This window comes from Pseudomonas sp. 1, assembly GCF_056626735.1.
Window position 1 is genome coordinate 364746 of sequence record NZ_JBWXMQ010000002.1, and the last position, 18976, is coordinate 383721.

Genomic DNA, 18976 nt, shown 5'->3' on the forward strand with positions numbered 1-18976 from the left:
CGGTGTGATGAGGTGGCTTAAATGCACGCGCAAGTACAGACACAAGAACACAGCGCCAGTGGCAGCCTGCGTTTCAACGGGATCGGCAAGACCTTTCCGGGCGTGAAGGCGCTGGACGGCATCAGTTTCGTCGCGCACCCGGGGCAGGTTCACGCCCTGATGGGCGAGAACGGCGCCGGCAAATCGACCCTGCTGAAAATCCTCGGCGGCGCCTACATCCCGAGCAGCGGCGAGTTGCAGATCGGCGAGCGGACGATGGCCTTCAAGTGCACTGCCGACAGCATCGGCAGCGGCGTGGCGGTGATTCACCAGGAGCTGCATCTGGTGCCGGAAATGACCGTGGCCGAGAACCTGTTCCTCGGTCATCTGCCGGCCAGTTTCGGCTTGATCAATCGCGGCGCGCTGCGTCAGCAGGCCTTGGCTTGTCTCAAGGGGCTGGCCGATGAAATCGACCCGCAGACCAAGGTCGGACGCCTGTCCCTCGGCCAGCGGCAACTGGTCGAAATCGCCAAGGCACTGTCCCGTGGCGCCCATGTGATTGCTTTTGACGAACCGACCAGCAGTCTCTCGGCGCGGGAAATCGACCGCTTGATGGCGATCATCGGCCGACTGCGCGACGAGGGCAAAGTGGTGCTCTACGTCTCCCATCGCATGGAGGAAGTGTTCCGTATCTGCGACGCGGTGACGGTGTTCAAGGACGGTCGCTACGTGCGCACTTTCGACGACATGAGCCAGCTGACCCACGATCAACTGGTGACCTGCATGGTCGGGCGCGACATTCAGGACATCTACGATTATCGCGGCCGCCCGCGCGGTGCCGTGGCGCTGAGAGTCGATGGTTTGCTCGGCCCGGGCCTGCGCGAGCCGATCAGTTTCGATGCGCACAAAGGCGAGATTCTGGGGCTGTTCGGGTTGGTCGGGGCCGGGCGCACCGAGTTGTTCCGGCTGCTCAGCGGTCTGGAGCGAAACACCGCCGGACGCCTGGAATTGCGCGGCCATGAACTGAAGCTGCGGTCGCCTCGGGATGCGATTGCCGCCGGGATTCTGCTGTGCCCGGAGGATCGCAAGAAAGAGGGCATCATCCCGCTGGCCAGTGTCGCCGAGAACATCAACATCAGTGCGCGCGGCGCGAACTCCGGGCTCGGTTGCCTGCTGCGCGGGATCTGGGAAAAGGGTAACGCCGACAAACAGATCAAGGCCCTGAAAGTGAAAACGCCCCACGCCGGGCAACAGATCAAGTTCCTGTCCGGCGGCAATCAGCAGAAGGCGATTCTCGGCCGCTGGCTGTCGATGCCGATGAAAGTCCTGCTGCTCGACGAGCCGACCCGGGGCATCGACATCGGCGCCAAGGCCGAGATCTACCAGATCATCCATAACCTGGCCGCCGATGGTATTTCGGTAATCGTGGTGTCCAGCGATCTGATGGAAGTGATGGGCATTTCCGACCGCATTCTGGTGCTGTGCGAGGGCGCCCTGCGTGGCGAAGTCAGCCGCGACCAGGCCAACGAATCCAACCTGCTGCAACTGGCTTTGCCGCGCCACCGCGCTGACGGCGTGGCGAACTGAGAGGTGACTATGATGACAACCCAAAACGAAACCCTGCCGACCGCGCGCAAACCTCTGGATATGCGGCGCTTCCTCGATGACTGGGTCATGTTGCTGGCAGCGGTGGGGATTTTTCTCGCCTGCACTTTGCTGATCGACAACTTCCTCTCGCCGCTGAACATGCGTGGCCTGGGCCTGGCGATTTCCACCACCGGCATCGCGGCATGCACCATGTTGTACTGCCTGGCGTCGGGGCATTTCGACTTGTCGGTAGGTTCGGTGATTGCCTGCGCCGGGGTGGTTGCGGCGGTGGTGATGCGCGATACCAACAGCGTGTTCCTCGGCGTCAGCGCCGCGCTGGTGATGGGCCTGATCGTCGGCTTGATCAACGGTATCGTGATCGCCAAGTTGCGGGTCAATGCGCTGATCACGACGCTGGCGACCATGCAGATCGTCCGTGGCCTGGCTTACATTTTTGCCAATGGCAAAGCGGTGGGGGTGTCCCAGGAATCGTTTTTCGTGTTCGGTAACGGCCAGTTGTTCGGCGTGCCGGTGCCGATCCTGATCACCATTGTCTGCTTCCTGTTTTTCGGCTGGTTGCTGAACTACACGACCTACGGGCGCAACACCATGGCCATCGGTGGCAACCAGGAAGCGGCTCTGCTGGCGGGGGTGAATGTTGATCGCACGAAGATCATCATCTTTGCGGTGCATGGTGTGATCGGTGCGCTGGCGGGAGTGATTCTGGCGTCGCGGATGACGTCCGGGCAGCCGATGATCGGGCAGGGTTTCGAGCTGACGGTGATTTCGGCTTGCGTGCTGGGCGGGGTTTCGTTGAGCGGCGGGATCGGGATGATCCGGCATGTGATTGCCGGGGTGTTGATTCTGGCGATTATCGAGAATGCGATGAACCTGAAGAATATCGACACGTTTTATCAGTACGTGATTCGGGGTTCGATTCTGCTGTTGGCTGTGGTTATCGACCGACTCAAGCAACGGTAATCCGCAATACCCTATGGGAGCGAACTTGCTCGCGATAGCGGTAGATCCGGCACGTTGATGTCGGATGTGCAGGCCTTATCGCGAGCAAGTCAGGTCCCACAGTTAACCTTTTCTACCGAACCTTCCGTCACTCCCGGATAAATACTCCTTGCTCGTCCTGTCTTGTTTCGGTTATCAATTTGTACATGATTAGACAGGTACGATTTGACAAGAAACAACGGGTGGTCGACGAGCTCGTCCGACGCATCGAAAGCGGCCTCATGGAGGACGGTTTTCTGTTGCCTGGCGAGCATCAGTTGGCTCAGGAATTCAACGTCAGCCGAGGCACGTTGCGCGAAGCGCTGGCCGAATTGAAGCGGCGCAATTACATCGCCACGCAAAGCGGGGTCGGCTCGATCGTCACATTTGACGGGATGGTGCTCGATCAGCGCAGCGGCTGGGCCCAGGCCCTGGCCGACAGCGGGGCGATGATCAATACCGACGTGCTGCGTCTGGAAGCCGTGACTCGCGCGGATCTGCTTGCGCGTTTCGGCTCCGATCAATTCATTCTTCTCGAACGTCGCCGCCGTTCCAACGATGGCACGGCGGTGTCCCTTGAACGCTCTCTGATGCCCGCCTCCGGAGGCCTGGAAAGCTTGCCGCGGGTCGGCCTGATCGACAATTCCCTGACCATCACCCTGGCCGCTTACGGCTATATCGGCGAGCGCGGCGATCAATGGATCGGCGCCGAACCGCTCAACGCGGTGGACGCCGAACTGCTCGGTCGTCCGGAAGGCACGGTGTTCCTCAAGGCATTGCGCACCACCTACGACCGGCAGAACCGTTTCATGGAACAGGTCGAAAGCCTGCTCGACCCGGTGCATTTTCGTCTGCACCTGCAATTCGGAGAATCGAAATGACCGCCCTTGACCGTGCCTTGGGCGCGTTTTACGGCCTGGCCCTCGGCGATGCGCTGGGGATGCCGACGCAATCCCTGAACCGCGAAACCATCAGGCAGCGCTTCGGCCAGATCACCGATCTGCAAGACGCCGGCCCGTTGCAACCGATTGCCGCGAACATGCCCAAGGGCTCGATCACCGATGACACCGAACAGGCGATTCTGGTCGGCGAATTGCTGGTCGAAGGTCGCGGCCGGATCGAGCCGGCGGTGCTGGCGCAACGGCTGATCGAATGGGAAGCCGAGATGCAGGCCAAGGGCTCGCAGGACTTGCTCGGCCCGTCGACCAAACGTGCGATCGAAATGATCCTCGCCGGCCATTCGCCGGAAGAGGCCGGGCGCTATGGGACCACCAACGGCGCAGCGATGCGCATCACCCCGGTGGGAATCGCGGCGGATGTCGCCAATCCCGAGCGCTTTATCGCGGCGGTGGTGCAAGCGTGTCAGGTCACTCACAACACCACGCTGGGGATTTCCAGCGCGGCGGCGGTGGCGGCGGTGGTCTCGGCCGGCATCAACGGCCTGGATCTGGGCGAGGCGCTGAACCTCGGTCAACAGATTGCCCAGCAAGCGGAAGCGCACGGGCACTGGGTGGCCGGCGGGCGCATCGCGTCGCGGATCAGTTGGGCGCGCAGCATCAGTGTCGAGAGCGATCCGGTGTTGCTCGCGGATCTGCTGTACGACGTGATCGGCACCTCGGTGGCCTCGCAGGAATCGGTGGTGGTCTCGTTCGCCCTCGCGCAGCAAGTCGCGGTCGGTGAAATGACGCCGTTCGATGCGCTGTGCATGGCCGCGAGCCTGGGGGGTGACACCGACACCATCGCCGCGATTCTCGGCGCCATGCTCGGGGCCTGCCTGGGCCTGCAGAGCTGGCCGGCACCGATGATTGAAACGGTGAAGGCCGTCAACGATCTGGAGCTTGAGCCGTTGGTGACAGGGCTGTTGGCCTTGCGCTGATATTCACCCGCAATGGATCGCGCAGACAGGCCCAGGAAGGGCGGGATGTCTAGTCGTTCTGCGTCATTGCCACAACCACAATAAAGGCAAACAGGAGCATTTTTCATGAGTTCATCGAACGCCGGGCAAAGTGTCGGGCAACTGGAAACCCGGGGCATCGAACCGGTGCCGGAAGGCGAGTGCAACGGCCATCCGCTGCAACTGTTCTGGGTCTGGTTTGCTGCCAATATTTCCATCCTCGGCCTGCCGCTGGGCGCCACGCTGGTTGCGTTTCGCGGCCTGGCGATCTGGCAGGCGATCATTGTCGCGATCCTCGGCGCTGCCGGTTCGTTCGCGGTAGTGGGGATCATCTCGATTGCCGGCCGTCGCGGTCGTGCGCCGAGCCTGACCCTGTCGCGGGCGATCTTCGGGGTGCGCGGCAATATCGGCCCGACGCTGGTGTCGCTGATGTCGCGCCTGGGCTGGGAAACCGTCAACACAACCACGGCGGCGTTTGTGCTGTTGTCGTTGTGCTCGATCCTGTTCGGCTCGCCGGTGGAAGCCAAAAGCGCACCGGTGCTGACTTTGATCTTCATCGCGATTTTCGTGCTGCTGACCTTGTCGGTGTCCGGCCTTGGCCACGCCACTTTGCTGGTGATCCAGAAGTGGGCGACTTACGTGTTCGGCGCGCTGAACATTCTGGTCGGTGGCTTCCTCTGCGCGACCATCGACTGGAGCGCGGTGTTCAACGCCACCCCGGCGCCGATGAGCGCGATGATCATCGGTATCGGCACCATGGCGGCCGGCACCGGGATCGGCTGGGCCAATGCCGGCGCCGACATGTCGCGTTATCAGCATCGCAGCGTTAAAGCCGTGCGCCTGGTGGCGTCGGCAGCGTTCGGCGCGGGGATTCCACTGGTGCTGCTGATTACCCTCGGCGGCCTGTTGTCGGTCGGCAACAACGACCTCGCTTCGGCGACTGACCCGATCGTGGCGATCCGCGACATGCTGCCGACCTGGATGGCCGTGCCGTACCTGATCACCGCGTTCGGCGGTCTGTTGCTGTCGAACAACCTGTCGGTGTACTCCGCCGGTTTGACCACGCTGACCCTCGGCCTGAAAGTCAAACGCGTGTACGCGGTGGTGGTCGATATCGTTGCGATTTTCGCCGGTTCGATCTACTTCATGCTGATCGCCGACAGTTTCTACGGCCCGTTCATCACCTTCATTTCGTTGCTGGCCGTGCCGATCACCGCATGGGTCGGGATCTTCGTGGTCGATCTGATTCATCGTCACTACTACAGCCCCAAAGACCTGCTCGACGTCAGCCCGAGCAGCGCCTATTGGTACAACGGCGGCATCGAGTGGCGCGCATTCGGCGCGTGGGCGATTGCGATCGTGCTGGGCTTCAGTTTCACCACCATCGGCACCACGGCTGAAAACGTCTGGTTCAAGGGCTTCCTGTCCGACTCGTGGCTGGGCCACAACGGCCTCGGCTGGATTGTGACGTTCGTGGTCGCCGGCGGCATTTACTTCGTACTCGGCGGGGCGAGAGATCGCCGCGCTGCGCAATCCGAGAATGCTCATGCCTAAGATGTTGCACACCGGCCAGGTCATCATCGACCTGGTCATGGCCGTGGATGCGCTGCCGCCAATCGGTGGTGACGTGCTGGCGCAGTCCGCCAGTTTCGAAGCTGGCGGCGGCTTCAATGTAATGGCTGCCGCTGCGCGTAATGGCATGCCGGTGGTCTATCTCGGTCGCCACGGCAACGGTCGGTTCGGCGATCTGGCGCGCCAGGCGATGAACGCCGAAGGCATCCGCATCGGTATCCAACAGCCTGCAGAACGCGACACCGGGATCTGCGTGGCGCTGACCGATGCGTCGGCGGAACGCAGTTTCATTTCCTACATCGGCGCAGAAGGTGAAGTGACGGCGGCGGAGCTGAACAGCATCGCCGCCGAGCCGGGGGACTACGTCTACGTCAGCGGCTACAGCCTGCTGCACAGCGGCAAGGCCAAGGCGTTGCTGGACTGGACGCTGGCGTTGCCGAAGGCGATCAACGTGGTGTTCGATCCGGGGCCGCTGGTGGAAACTCCGGACTCATCGATGATGCAGGCGTTGTTGCCGCGCATTGATGTGTGGACCAGCAACCGCGTCGAGGCGTTGCGCTTCACTGGCGCAGCCGACATCGAAACCGCGCTGGACCGATTGACCGTGCACCTGCCGCAGGAAGTGCTGATGGTCGTGCGCGACGGCCCGCAAGGTTGCTGGATTCATCAGCGGGGCGAACGCCAGCACGTACCGGGTTTCAAGGTACAAGCCGTGGACAGCAATGGCGCGGGTGATGCGCATGCCGGTGTGTTCATGGCCGGGTTGGCGCAGGGACTGACCGCTCACCAGGCCGCAAGGCGCGCCAACGCTGCGGCTGCGTTGGCCGTCACCCGATGGGGCCCGGCGACCGCTCCTGGCACTGCCGAGGTTGATGTGCTGATCAGCAAAAAATGCACTGACTGAACGATCGCAATCGCTGGCTTGCCAGCGATAAGCCCTTCAGCCGTTACATCCAGTCTGGACCTAACCGGCTCTGCGCAACGCCGCAATCAACTCATCTTTACGCATCGATGAACGCCCGGGGATTTTCCGCTCCCGGGCCTCCTTGCGCAGGCTCTCGACCGTTTGCACTTCGCGTGAAGCCTTGCTATCGCGCGAATGTCCCTCACGGCTTACAGTCGCGCGTCGCGCCGATTCCTTGCGATCGTCGGCCTTGGCGCTGGCGGGTTTTCGGCGTCCGGAGCCACCGGCTTTCTCACCGCCGCCGGACTGTTTGTTTACCGTCGCCCAGGCTCGCGCTTCAGCTTCGTCCTTCGGAACGCCTTTCTGTTCATAGCTGTCTTCGATGTGCGCGGCCTTGCGCTTTTGCTCGGCAGTGTATTTGGCTTTGCTTCCACGAGGCATGGCAGGTCTCCTGGTGGCTGAATGAATCTCGGAATGACCGGCGCAGGCAATGCATCCGAACACTGCTTGCGCCAGTGACCGGAAGCGTCAGTTATCGAGCTTACGCGCCGCTTCCACACCTGCAGCGCTGAGCTTGATCGGCAGATTCAGCGAATGCTCTCCCGCTTCATTGCAAGTGATGTGGCCGTGGTGAATCAGTCCACGCTCCTGCAGGGCGGCGAGGGCACCGGCCACGACTTTCTCGCCGCGATAATTGTCCAGCACCTCTTTACCGAGGCCGCTTGGGTGGGCATGCAACAGGCGGGTGAGGACTTCTTTTTCCAGGTTTTTATCGACGTTCATGGTTACCTCTTCAGGGAAGTGGATAAGACACGTTGCGTGGATGAAGTACGGATCACTGTCCTGCGCCTTCAGAGCCCGAACCACCCGTGGTGGTTTTCGAGCCGACGCCGGGACCGGCGTTGTCGGGGGCGGCCGGAGCGTCGGGGGTATTCATCCCGCCCTGGCGGCCGGGATCGCTGCCCTGGGTGCGAGGATCGGTTCCCGTCGCGGGTGGCTGGTTGATCAGCGGTACACCCGAACCGTCGGTATTCATACCGGGGGCACTGTTGATGGCGGGTGCTCTGGGCTGGGTGACCGGATCGGTCGGCCCGGTGCCGGCGGCGGTGGTCGAGGCGGCGAATGCCGCAGGACTGAGGAGGGTTGCGAATACGAGCGCAGTCAACCTTGACGGGATCATAGGGTGTCTCCAGTGATTGAAATCCTTACCTCATGTTGGTCTGCCCTCGTGAAAGATTGGTGCCTGATGATCGACGAACGGTTCAGAAGGGCTGAGTGCTTTCGAGGCCGATCTCTTCCTTGAATTGCTCCATGAAACCCTTCAGGCGCTGATGACGGATTTGCGCCAGACGCTGACCGGCAGCGGTCTGGAAACCGTCGGCGAGGTGCAGCAGTTTGGTCTGGAAATGATCGAGGCAGAATCGCGTGTCGTCGTAGTCCCTTTCCCGAGCCTCGGGATCGTTCGGGTCGTACAGCGCGCTGCCCATACGTCCGGCGGTGTAGAAGGTGCGGGCAACGCCGAGCAGGCCGAGGGAGTCGAGACGGTCGGCGTCCTGCAACAGTCGGGCTTCGAGGGTGAGCGGGGTGATGTTGGCGGAAAAACTGTGGGCTTCGATGGCGTGGATGATGGCGCTGATTTTGGCTTCGGGCCAGTTCAGGTTTGCCAATACCGTTGATGCTTTTTTCGCTGCCAGGCGTGAAGCCTGTGAACGTAGCGGCGAGTTCTTTTCCACCGCGACGCAATCGTGCAGCAACACCGCCGCCAGCAGCACCTCAAGGTCGCCACCTTCCTCGGCCTGCAAAGTGCGCACGTTGTGCCACACCCGTTGCAGGTGCGACAGATCATGAGCGCCGTCCTCCGACGGTTCCAGCGCATGGGGTAGCAGTTCGGCGGCGAGTGAGGCCAGGGGTTCGAAAGCGATCGTGTTCATGCATGTCCTATAAAGCAAACAACAATCCTTGCGGGAGCGAGCTTGCTCCGGGCGGCGATCCGACGAAGACCTCGGCACAGGCAATACCTCCATCGACTGGCGGGACGCCTTCGCGAGCAAGCTCGCTCCCACACGGATCGCCGTGTTTCTGTGATTGAGTAGGGTAGTGTTTGGATTGCCATGTGACGAGCGCCGCGCGGCACCTTAGTATGGCGTTTTCCTTTTTCCGACAAGGCCCGTCCATGACGATCGAAATCCGCCCGGCGACCCCCAGCGATGCTCCGCAAATCCTCGCGTTCATCACCGAATTGGCAGACTTCGAAAAGGCCCGTCACGAAGTTATCGCCAGCGTCGCCGACATCGAGCGCAGTCTGTTCAGCGAAGGCGCCACCGCCCATGGCCTGATCTGCCTGCGCGATGGTCTGCCAATCGGTTTTGCGGTGTTCTTCTTCAGCTATTCGACCTGGCTGGGCAGCAACTGCCTGTACCTCGAAGACCTCTACATTACCCCGGAACAACGGGGCGGCGGCGCCGGCAAAACCCTGCTGCGCCATCTCGCGAAAATAGCCTGCGCCAACGACTGCGGCCGCTTCGAATGGAGCGTGCTGGACTGGAACACCCCGGCCATCGAATTCTACAAATCCCTCGGCGCCCAGCCGCAGGAAGAGTGGGTGCGTTACCGCATGGATGGCAAGGTATTGCGCGAGTTTGCCGAGGGCAACTGAGCCGCGCCAGGAATATCGCAGCCCGAGACGATTCCTGCAGGGAAATTGAATTTCTCTGTAGGCGCTGTTTCTGCCTGCGATATTTTTTTTGCCTCATCCCATAATGTGGGAATGATATTTATATATTGAGATTTTGTTGTGCCCGGGTTTATAGTCCAGCTCACTCACTGCCAATAACAAAACAGGTGAAGCGATGCTGGCGCAATTGATCGCGCTCGATTGGGGGACGACCTCACTACGTGCTTACAAACTTGGGGCGGGCGGGCAGGTGCTGGCGCAGCGGTCGCTGTCGTTCGGGATCATGCAGTTGCCGAAGACGCCGCGGGTCATCAACGGTCGTGAATGCGCCGAGGGTTTTGAACTGGCGTTCGACGAGGCATGCGGCGACTGGCTCGATGCGCAGCCCGGCTTGCCGGTGATTGCCTGCGGCATGGTCGGCAGCGCTCAGGGCTGGCGCGAAGCGTCCTACCGCGATACGCCGGCCAATGTGGCCGATCTCGGAAAATCCCTGCAAACCGTTCGCAGTCTTCGCGGTGTAAATGTGCATATCGTGCCGGGTGTGATTCAGCGCTCGGCACTGCCGAACGTGATGCGCGGCGAAGAAACCCAGGTCCTCGGCGTCCTGCAGAATCTGCCGCTCGAGGCGACCCATGATCTGCTGATCGGCCTGCCGGGCAGTCATTCAAAATGGGTGGAAGTGGCCGACGGCTGCATCACCCGTTTCGATACCTTCATGACCGGCGAAGTGTTCGCCGTGCTCAGCGAACACAGCATTCTCGGTCGTACCCAACAGCACAGCGCGACGTTCGACGCCGAGGCATTTGATCGCGGCGTGCAAGTGGCGTTGTCGGCAGAGGGCGAGACAGGCGTGCTGTCGACCCTGTTCAGCGCCCGCAGTCTGGGCCTGACCGGTGAACTCAGCGCCACCGCGCAACCGGATTATCTGTCCGGCCTGTTGATCGGCCATGAACTGTCGGCGCTGGCCGCAGTGCAACGACGCCGGCGCAACAGCGCACATCTTCCTTCGATCATCCTCATCGGCAACGCGCAATTGTGCGCCCGTTACAGCCGGGCCCTCGACGCCTGTGGTTTCGCCCGGGTGACTCTGGCCGAGCAAGCCACCGAGCGTGGTCTGTGGCAACTGGCGCTCGCCGCCGGACTGATCGATTCCTCACCCCGTTAACCCTGACTGGAGGCCTGACATGCTCAAGCAAGCACTGGCGCAAAACGGTCTGATCGCGATCCTGCGCGGCCTGCATCCGCAGGAAGCCGCCGCTGTCGGAGAAGTCCTGTATGCCGCCGGATTTCGCGTCATCGAAGTACCGCTCAATTCCCCCGCGCCGTACGAAAGCATTCGCACCCTGCGCAAGACCCTGCCCGCCGATTGCCTGATCGGTGCCGGCACGGTGCTGACCCCGGAACAGGTCGAACGGGTGAAGGAGGCTGGCGGCCAGGTCATTGTCATGCCCCACAGCGATGCCAAGGTGTTGCGGGCTGCAAAAGCGGCGGGGCTTTACCTGTCGCCGGGTGTTGCCACACCGACTGAAGCCTTCGCGGCACTGGAGGAGGGCGCGGACATTCTCAAGCTGTTCCCGGCCGAGCAGATGGGACCTGCGGTGGTGAAAGCCTGGCTGGCGGTGTTGCCGGTCGGGACGATTCTGGCGCCGGTCGGCGGCATCACGCCGGACAACATGCAGGCGTTCATCGACGCTGGCGTCAAAGGCTTCGGCCTCGGCTCCGGGCTGTTCAAACCGGGCATGACGACTGAGCAAGTGGCGGCCAATGCCAAGGCCTACGTGGCGGCCTGGAAAGCCCTTCACTAAGACTTTTCCGGCGCTGCGTGCGCTGCATCCAACAAGAGAGACAAGAGATGAAAATCACCAGACTCACCACCTTCATCGTCCCGCCGCGCTGGTGCTTCCTCAAGGTCGAAACCGACGAGGGTGTGACCGGTTGGGGCGAGCCCGTGGTCGAGGGCCGCGCCCACACGGTCGCCGCAGCGGTTGAGGAATTGTCCGACTACCTGATCGGCAAAGACCCACGCAACATTGAAGACATCTGGACCGTGCTGTATCGCGGCGGCTTCTACCGGGGCGGCGCAATCCATATGAGCGCACTGGCCGGCATCGACCAGGCGCTTTGGGACATCAAGGGCAAGGCCCTCGGTGTGTCGGTCAGCGATCTGCTTGGCGGTCAGGTGCGGGACAAGATCCGCGTGTATTCGTGGATCGGCGGCGACCGTCCGGCGGACACCGCGCGGGCCGCGAAAGAGGCGGTGGGCCGTGGTTTCACGGCGGTGAAAATGAACGGCACCGAAGAACTGCAATTTCTCGATACCTTCGAGAAAGTCGATCTGGCGCTGGCCAACGTTGCCGCCGTGCGCGATGCGGTCGGGCCGAACGTCGGCATCGGCGTCGACTTCCATGGCCGGGTGCACAAACCCATGGCCAAGGTGCTGATGAAGGAGCTCGACCCGTACAAGCTGATGTTCATCGAAGAGCCGGTGCTCAGCGAAAACTACGAAGCGCTGAAAGAACTGGCACCGCTGACCAGCACCCCGATTGCCCTCGGCGAGCGGCTGTTTTCGCGCTGGGACTTTAAACGGGTGTTGAGCGAAGGTTACGTCGACATCATCCAGCCGGATGCGTCCCACGCCGGCGGCATCACCGAGACCCGCAAGATCGCCAACATGGCCGAAGCCTACGACGTGGCGCTGGCACTGCATTGCCCGCTGGGGCCGATCGCGCTGGCGGCGTGCCTGCAACTGGACGCCGCTTGTTACAACGCGTTTATCCAGGAGCAGAGCCTGGGCATCCATTACAACGAGAGCAATGACCTGCTCGATTATGTGAAGGATCCGCAGGTGTTCGACTACGACAAAGGCTTTGTGAAAATCCCCAACGGCCCGGGACTGGGGATCGAGATCAACGAGGAATACGTCATCGAACGCGCGGCGGTCGGCCACCGCTGGCGCAATCCGATCTGGCGTCATGCCGATGGCAGTTTTGCCGAGTGGTGAGTCGCTGATTCCCTTCTAAGCGATCGTTCCCACGCTCCGCGTGGGAATGCCTCAATGGACGCTCTGCGTCCGCTCTTGGGACGCAGAGCGTCCCGGGCTGCATTCCCACGCAGAGCGTGGGAACGATCTCGCCAACAACCCTCGACCTCAATAAACATAAGAAGAGGCGCTCCCCATGCAACCGCAAACCCTCACCGGGCAAGCGACGTCAGTCACGCCCAGCCGCAAGCGATTTTTCATCATGGTGTTGCTGTTCATCACCGTGGTCATCAACTACCTCGACCGCAGCAACCTGTCGATTGCCGCCCCGGCACTGACGACGGATCTGGGCATCGACCCGGTGCACGTCGGGCTGATCTTCTCTGCGTTCGGCTGGACCTACGCCGCAATGCAGATCCCCGGCGGCTGGCTGGTGGACCGGGTGCCGCCGCGCATCCTTTATAGCGTCGCATTGCTGCTGTGGTCGCTGGCCACCGTGATGCTCGGTTTCGCCGCCAGTTTCATCGCGCTGTTTGTGCTGCGCATGGCGGTCGGTGCGCTGGAAGCGCCGGCGTATCCGATCAACAGCCGCGTGGTGACGACCTGGTTCCCCGAGCGTGAACGGGCTACGGCCATCGGTTTCTACACCTCCGGGCAGTTTGTCGGGCTGGCGTTTCTGACCCCGGTGCTGGCGTGGCTGCAACATGAATTTGGCTGGCACATGGTGTTTATCGTGACCGGTGCGGTGGGCATCGTGTGGGCGGCGATCTGGTACGCGGTGTATCGCGAACCGCGTGATTTCAAAGGTGCCAACCAAAGCGAAATCGACCTGATTCGCGAGGGCGGCGGCCTGGTGGATATCGCAGCCGAAACTGCCAAGGTGAAGGCGAAATTCAGCTGGACCGATCTCGGCATCGTCCTCAGCAAACGCAAGTTGTGGGGGATCTACCTCGGCCAGTTCTGCCTGAACTCGACGCTGTGGTTTTTCCTGACGTGGTTCCCGACCTATCTGGTGAAATATCGCGGCATGGACTTCATTAAGTCCGGCCTGCTGGCGTCGCTGCCGTTTCTCGCCGCGTTCATCGGCGTGCTGTGCTCCGGGTTCTTTTCCGACTTCCTGATTCGTCGTGGTTGCACCGTCGGGTTTGCGCGCAAGTTGCCGATCATTGGCGGGCTGCTGATTTCCACCTCGATCATCGGCGCCAACTTCGTTGAGTCGACGCCGCTGGTGATTGCCTTCCTGGCGTTGGCGTTTTTCGGCAACGGACTGGCGTCGATCACCTGGTCGCTGGTCTCGACACTGGCACCGGCGCGCTTGCTGGGCTTGACCGGTGGGGTGTTCAATTTCATCGGCAATCTGTCGGCGATTGCCACGCCGATTGTCATCGGCTTCCTGGCCAGTGGTGATTCGTTCGCCCCGGCAATCACCTACATCGCGGTTCTGGCATTGATCGGTGCTTTGTCCTACGTGCTGCTGGTGGGCAAGGTCGAACGCATCGAGTTGTAGTCGGCTATGTCGGGCGACCATAATGCCGCCCGTTCCCTCGCTCAACGCTAAAGGCTGGATATGCAGGAAGACGCCCCAAAAACCGCCAAGGACGCCGCGCCGACCGGCACCCAGACCCTGCTGCGCGGGTTGGGTGTAGTGCAAGCCGTCGCCAGTGGCGCCCGCGATCTCAAAGAGATTGCCCGCCTGATCGGCACCACGCGCAGCACCACTCATCGTCTGGCCAGTTGTCTGGTGGACGAGCGCTACCTGCGCGTCGTGCCGCAAGTCGGTTATCTGCTGGGGCCGAAACTGATTGAGCTGGGTTTTCAGGCGCGCGAAGAGTTACCGCTGGTGACGTTGGCCGGGCCTTACCTGGACGAGTTGTCGGCGCTGACCGGCGACACCGTTCACCTGGGCATTCGTGAAGGCGACGAGGTGCTTTATTTGCTGAAGAATCCGGGGCGCAACGGCCCGGAAATGCGCTCGCGGGTCGGCCATCGCATGCCGCTGGCGCGGACCGGGATCGGCAAGGCGCTGATGCTGGATGACGCACCGCAGGACTGGCAGCGTCTGTACGACATCAGCCTGCCGGCGGGTGGGAAAAGTCAGTTCTGGCCGCAGCACCCTCAGCAGTCGTGGGAGCAGATGGAGCAGCGGATGACCGAATACGTGGCCGGCGGCTACGCGTTCGACCTGGAAGACAACGAACCGTCGATCCGTTGCGTGGCGGCGCCGATCCGCGACGCGAGCAAGCGCATCGTCGCGGCCATCAGCATCGCCAGCACCGTGCCGTACATGCCGCTGGAGAAAATGGCCGAGCTGATTCCCCTGATCAAAGGGGTCACGGCCCGGCTCTCGGCGGAGCTTGGCTTGAAGGTCTGAGGAATCAGAGCTTCAGAGTCGCCATATCGATCACGAAGCGGTACTTCACATCGCCAGCGATCATGCGGGCGTAAGCCTCGTTGATCTGGCGGATATCGAGCATTTCGATGTCGCAGCTGATGTTGTGCTCGGCGCAGAAATCCAGCACTTCCTGGGTTTCTGCGACGCCACCGATCAGCGAGCCGGCCAATACGCGACGGCCCAATACCAGTTTGGCGGCGTGGACCGGCGGATCGATCGGTTCGATCAGGCCCACCAGAATGTGCACGCCGTCGAAGCGCAGGGTATCGAGGTACGGGTTCAGATCGTGCTGCACCGGAATGGTGTCCAGCAGGAAATCGAATCGACCGGCCGCCGCTTTCATCTGTTCCTCGTCGGTTGAGACGATCACGTGATCGGCGCCCTGACGACGACCTTCCTCAGCCTTGCTTGCCGAACGGGTGAACAGCGTCACTTCAGCGCCCATAGCCTTGGCGAACTTGATGCCCATATGGCCGAGGCCGCCCATGCCGAGGATCCCGACCTTGTCGCCGGCCTTCACGCCATAGTGCTTGAGCGGCGAATAGGTGGTGATGCCGGCGCAGAGAATCGGCGCGGCGGCTGCCAGATCCAGCTTCTCGGGGATGCGCACCACAAAGTGCTCGCTGACCACGATGCTGTCCGAATAACCGCCCATGGTGTTGCTGCCATCGACCCGATCCGGGGTGGCATAAGTCATGGTCGGGCCTTCGAGGCAGTATTGCTCCAGGTTCGACTGGCAGGCTTCGCAGGTCCGGCAGGAGTCGACCATGCAGCCGACGCCGACCAGATCGCCTACCTTGTGCCTGGTGACATTCGCACCGACGGCGGTGACTTTTCCGACGATCTCGTGGCCGGGCATCAACGGGTAAACGGCGATGCCCCACTCGTTGCGCGCCTGATGGATGTCGGAGTGGCAGACGCCGCAGTACAGAATTTCGATGGCGACGTCGTCGGCCCGTGGGCTGCGGCGTTCGAACTTCATCGGGGCGAGGGGAGTGGTGGCCGTTTGAGCGGCGTAGCCAATGGCGGTGTACATGTGAAACCTCGCAAAAGCAGTGACAGGTGAGGCGGCGCATTCTGGGCGCCGCCCGGTCGTCCGGCCATGGCGATTCCTCCGGGTGTCATGCCTAATCCTCCGGCATGCGGGGTTGATCGGTCGCATTGGCAAAAGGATCTGCGATGATGCGTTCATCCCTTTTTCCGTGATTTTTCTGAAGAGCCACCCGATGCAATTGACCCGCCACCTTGACGCCAACGCCACCCTGGTTTCGCTGATCGAACCGCTGGCGCTGCGCGATGGTTACAGCCAGACCGGGCTGCCGGGCGTGCAGGTGTTGCGCGCCAGTTGCGATGTCGCCCGTGGCCCGCATATTTATGAACCGAGCCTGATGATCATCGCCCAGGGCAGTAAGCTCGCGTATCTGGGGCCGCGCACCATGGAGTACGGCGCTGGGCATTATCTGATTCAGGCGTTGCCGGTGCCGTTCGAGTGCGAAACCTATGCGTTGCCGGACGCACCGTTGCTTGGCGTGTCGGTGGCGATCGACCGGGTGCTGCTCGGTGAACTGGTGCTGGCCATGGGGCTGGCGCCGGGACGGCATATTCCGGCGCAGACACCGGAATCGATGACCTCGGTGGTGCTCGACGATGACATGCGCGGTTGCGTCGAGCGCCTGCTGCGTTGTCTGCACGATACGCTGGAGTGCCAGATTCTGGGGCCGGCGCGGGTGCGTGAATTGTTGTTCGTCGCGTTGCGCGGACCTCAGGCCGATGTGTTGCGGGCATTGGTGGAGCAGCAGGGGCAGTTTGCCCGTATCGCGGCTTCGATCAGCCATTTGCACTCGCACTACACCGAGCCCTTGAACGTCGAGACGTTGGCCAGTTGCGCGAACATGAGCGTTTCGACCTTTCACGAACACTTCAAACGCAGCACGCTGCTGTCGCCGGTGCAGTACTTGAAGCGTTTACGTTTGTTGAAGGCGCAGACGTTGTTGATCGCCGAGGGGCTGGGGGTTGCACAGGTGGCGCATCGGGTGGGGTATCAGAGCACGTCGCAGTTCAGTCGCGAGTACAAACGTTATTTCGAACGCAGTCCGGGGGATGAACGCGCGGCGTGATCCTGTACAAATCGCGGGCAACAAAAAGGCCCCCGTTTCGGGAGCCTTGGTGTCCAGCGGGTCGACTTACATGTTCGGGTAGGTCGGGCCGCCAGCGCCTTCCGGCGTCACCCAGGTGATGTTCTGCGAAGGGTCCTTGATGTCACAGGTCTTGCAGTGCACGCAGTTCTGGGCGTTGATCTGGAAGCGCTTCTCGCCGTCTTCCTTGGTGATCACTTCATAAACGCCGGCCGGGCAGTAGCGCTGCGCCGGTTCGTCGTACAGCGGCAGATTCTTGCTCAGCGGGATGCTCGGGTCGGTGAGCTTCAGGTGGCACGGTTGTTCTTCTTCATGGTTGGTACCGGAGATGAACACCGAGCTCAGCTTGTCGAAGCTGATCTTGCCGTCGGGTTTCGGGTAGTCGATCTTCTTGCAGTCGGCCGCGAGCTTGAGGCAGGCGTAGTCCGGCTTGGTGTCGTGCAAGGTGAACGGCAGTTTGCCGCCGAAGATGTTCTGGTCCAGCCAGTTGAAACCGCCGCCGACGATGGCGCCGAACTTGTGGATCGCCGGGCCGAAGTTGCGGCTGGCGAACAGTTCTTCGTAGAGCCAGCTCTTCTTGAACGCGTCGACATAAGTGGTCAGCTCTTCGGTGCCGTCCTTGTCTGCGAACAGCGCGTCGGCCACGGATTCAGCGGCGAGCATGCCGGACTTCATCGCGGTGTGGCTGCCCTTGATCTTGGCGAAGTTCAGGGTGCCGAGGTCGCAACCGATCAATGCGCCGCCCTTGAACACCATTTTCGGCAGCGAGTTCAGGCCGCCCTTGCAGATCGCACGTGCGCCATAGCTGATGCGCTTGCCGCCTTCCAGATATTGCTTCAGTACCGGGTGATGCTTGAGGCGCTGGAACTCGTCGAACGGCGACAGGTAGGTGTTGCTGTAGGAAAGATCGACGATCAGACCGACCACCACCTGGTTGTTTTCCAGGTGATAGAGGAAGGAGCCGCCGGTGTTCTCGGTGCCCATGATGTCCATCGGCCAACCGGCAGTATGTACGACCAGGCCTGGCTGATGTTTGGCCGGGTCGATTTCCCAGATTTCTTTCAGGCCGATGCCGTAGTGCTGGGCGTCGGCGTCGCTGTCGAGGTTGTAGCGCTTGATCAGTTGCTTGCCGATGTGGCCACGGCAGCCTTCGGCGAACAGCGTGTATTTGCCACGCAGTTCCATGCCCGGGGTGTACAGGCCTTCTTTCGGATGACCTTCGCGGTCGACGCCGAGGTCACCGGTGATGATCCCGCGCACGATGCCGTTTTCATCGATCAGCGCTTCCTGAGCGGCGAAGCCAGGGTAGATTTCCACGCCCAGGTTTTCGGCCTGCTGAGCGAGCCAGCGGCAAAGGTTGCCGAGGGAAATAATGTAGTTTCCTTCGTTGTGCATGGTCTTGGGCACAAAGAAGTCAGGAATTTTCTGCGCGCTTTCGGCGTTTTTCAGCACGAAGATGTCATCGCGGGTGACTGGCGTGTTCAGCGGAGCGCCGAGTTCTTTCCAGTCCGGGAACAGTTCGTTCAGGGCCCGTGGTTCGAATACGGCGCCGGACAGGATGTGCGCGCCGACTTCCGAGCCTTTTTCGACCACGCAGACGCTGATTTCCTTACCGGCTTCGGCGGCCTTCTGCTTCAGACGGCAGGCGGCGGACAGGCCAGCGGGGCCGGCACCGACGATGACCACGTCGAATTCCATGTATTCGCGTTCCACAGGCTATCTCCTACTCAAGGCTCAACAGTTTTTTTCTAATTTGGAGGTTCGGTGTCGTATCCGTTATTGCCTTTACGTTAACGTCAAGGCTAATAATGGGCAAACCACCTTTCTCTCTAGGCGGCGCATTATATCTACACCACTCTT

Annotated in this window: 19 protein-coding genes; 13 read left to right on the plus strand and 6 right to left on the minus strand. The window is 61.6% G+C overall.

Features of this window, described 5'->3' with window-relative positions:
* Positions 1 to 21: 21 nt before the first annotated feature.
* From araG to AC1MDC_RS04880, 6 genes are all read left to right on the plus strand, one after another.
* Positions 22 to 1566, plus strand: a complete 1545-nt coding sequence (araG, locus tag AC1MDC_RS04855) for an L-arabinose ABC transporter ATP-binding protein AraG (RefSeq protein WP_227233216.1) — start codon at positions 22 to 24, stop codon at positions 1564 to 1566.
* A 12-nt stretch (positions 1567 to 1578) separates the two neighbouring features.
* Positions 1579 to 2547: an L-arabinose ABC transporter permease AraH gene (gene araH / locus AC1MDC_RS04860; RefSeq protein ID WP_085697229.1), complete on the plus strand. Its 969-nt coding sequence runs from the start codon at positions 1579 to 1581 to the stop codon at positions 2545 to 2547.
* A gap of 185 nt (positions 2548 to 2732) precedes the next feature.
* Positions 2733 to 3446, plus strand: a complete 714-nt coding sequence (locus AC1MDC_RS04865; RefSeq protein ID WP_085704720.1) for a GntR family transcriptional regulator — start codon at positions 2733 to 2735, stop codon at positions 3444 to 3446.
* A complete protein-coding gene (locus AC1MDC_RS04870; RefSeq protein ID WP_085696978.1) occupies positions 3443 to 4441 on the plus strand; it encodes an ADP-ribosylglycohydrolase family protein in 999 nt (332 codons plus the stop codon). Before AC1MDC_RS04865 ends, AC1MDC_RS04870 begins: the two co-directional genes overlap by 4 nt.
* Before the next feature lie 105 nt (positions 4442 to 4546).
* Positions 4547 to 6013, plus strand: coding sequence for a purine-cytosine permease family protein (locus tag AC1MDC_RS04875; RefSeq protein WP_227233215.1), 1467 nt, complete (start codon positions 4547 to 4549; stop codon positions 6011 to 6013).
* Positions 6006 to 6935: a PfkB family carbohydrate kinase gene (locus AC1MDC_RS04880; RefSeq protein ID WP_480392586.1), complete on the plus strand. Its 930-nt coding sequence runs from the start codon at positions 6006 to 6008 to the stop codon at positions 6933 to 6935. Before AC1MDC_RS04875 ends, AC1MDC_RS04880 begins: the two co-directional genes overlap by 8 nt.
* A 60-nt stretch (positions 6936 to 6995) precedes the next feature.
* On the opposite strand, the gene AC1MDC_RS04885 is transcribed toward AC1MDC_RS04880, so the two are convergent.
* The 4 genes from AC1MDC_RS04885 to AC1MDC_RS04900 all read right to left on the minus strand — a co-directional run bounded on the left by AC1MDC_RS04885 (position 6996) and on the right by AC1MDC_RS04900 (position 8866).
* Positions 6996 to 7376: a Rho termination factor N-terminal domain-containing protein gene (locus AC1MDC_RS04885; RefSeq protein WP_227233212.1), complete on the minus strand. Its 381-nt coding sequence runs from the start codon at positions 7374 to 7376 to the stop codon at positions 6996 to 6998.
* Positions 7377 to 7463: 87 nt separating this feature from the next.
* Positions 7464 to 7718, minus strand: coding sequence for a hypothetical protein (locus tag AC1MDC_RS04890; protein ID WP_227233210.1), 255 nt, complete (start codon positions 7716 to 7718; stop codon positions 7464 to 7466).
* A gap of 52 nt (positions 7719 to 7770) precedes the next feature.
* On the minus strand, positions 7771 to 8115 hold the full coding sequence (locus AC1MDC_RS04895) for a hypothetical protein (RefSeq protein WP_085696973.1): 345 nt from the start codon (positions 8113 to 8115) through the stop codon (positions 7771 to 7773).
* Positions 8116 to 8197: 82 nt separating this feature from the next.
* On the minus strand, positions 8198 to 8866 hold the full coding sequence (locus AC1MDC_RS04900; protein WP_480392587.1) for an HD domain-containing protein: 669 nt from the start codon (positions 8864 to 8866) through the stop codon (positions 8198 to 8200).
* A 242-nt stretch (positions 8867 to 9108) separates the two neighbouring features.
* On the opposite strand from AC1MDC_RS04900, the gene AC1MDC_RS04905 reads away from it, so the two are divergent.
* The 6 genes from AC1MDC_RS04905 (at position 9109) to AC1MDC_RS04930 (ending at position 14960) form a co-directional block, all read left to right on the plus strand.
* Positions 9109 to 9591 (plus strand): GNAT family N-acetyltransferase, encoded by a 483-nt coding sequence (locus tag AC1MDC_RS04905; protein WP_039770630.1) that lies wholly within the window; start codon positions 9109 to 9111, stop codon positions 9589 to 9591.
* A 193-nt stretch (positions 9592 to 9784) separates the two neighbouring features.
* A complete protein-coding gene (locus tag AC1MDC_RS04910; protein ID WP_227233205.1) occupies positions 9785 to 10774 on the plus strand; it encodes a 2-dehydro-3-deoxygalactonokinase in 990 nt (329 codons plus the stop codon).
* Positions 10775 to 10793: 19 nt separating this feature from the next.
* Positions 10794 to 11414 (plus strand): 2-dehydro-3-deoxy-6-phosphogalactonate aldolase, encoded by a 621-nt coding sequence (locus tag AC1MDC_RS04915; protein WP_085704706.1) that lies wholly within the window; start codon positions 10794 to 10796, stop codon positions 11412 to 11414.
* Positions 11415 to 11461: 47 nt separating this feature from the next.
* The gene (gene dgoD, locus AC1MDC_RS04920; RefSeq protein ID WP_085696969.1) at positions 11462 to 12610 is read left to right on the plus strand and encodes a galactonate dehydratase; all 1149 of its coding nucleotides are present in this window, start codon (positions 11462 to 11464) and stop codon (positions 12608 to 12610) included.
* 175 nt (positions 12611 to 12785) lie between these two features.
* Positions 12786 to 14096 carry an MFS transporter gene (locus AC1MDC_RS04925; protein WP_480392588.1) on the plus strand — a complete coding sequence of 437 codons (1311 nt, stop codon included), beginning with the start codon at positions 12786 to 12788 and terminating at the stop codon, positions 14094 to 14096.
* Positions 14097 to 14156: 60 nt separating this feature from the next.
* Positions 14157 to 14960: an IclR family transcriptional regulator gene (locus AC1MDC_RS04930; RefSeq protein WP_039770626.1), complete on the plus strand. Its 804-nt coding sequence runs from the start codon at positions 14157 to 14159 to the stop codon at positions 14958 to 14960.
* 4 nt (positions 14961 to 14964) lie between these two features.
* On the opposite strand, the gene AC1MDC_RS04935 is transcribed toward AC1MDC_RS04930, so the two are convergent.
* Positions 14965 to 16017: an NAD(P)-dependent alcohol dehydrogenase gene (locus AC1MDC_RS04935; RefSeq protein WP_085704698.1), complete on the minus strand. Its 1053-nt coding sequence runs from the start codon at positions 16015 to 16017 to the stop codon at positions 14965 to 14967.
* Between the two features lie 190 nt (positions 16018 to 16207).
* Between AC1MDC_RS04935 and AC1MDC_RS04940 the strand changes: the two genes are divergently transcribed.
* Complete coding sequence (locus AC1MDC_RS04940; protein WP_266201506.1) at positions 16208 to 17098, plus strand: AraC family transcriptional regulator; 891 nt, start codon at positions 16208 to 16210, stop codon at positions 17096 to 17098.
* A 66-nt stretch (positions 17099 to 17164) separates the two neighbouring features.
* Here AC1MDC_RS04940 and AC1MDC_RS04945 read toward each other — a convergent pair whose 3' ends face one another.
* Positions 17165 to 18829 carry an electron transfer flavoprotein-ubiquinone oxidoreductase gene (locus tag AC1MDC_RS04945; protein ID WP_480392589.1) on the minus strand — a complete coding sequence of 555 codons (1665 nt, stop codon included), beginning with the start codon at positions 18827 to 18829 and terminating at the stop codon, positions 17165 to 17167.
* Positions 18830 to 18976 lie beyond the last annotated feature (147 nt).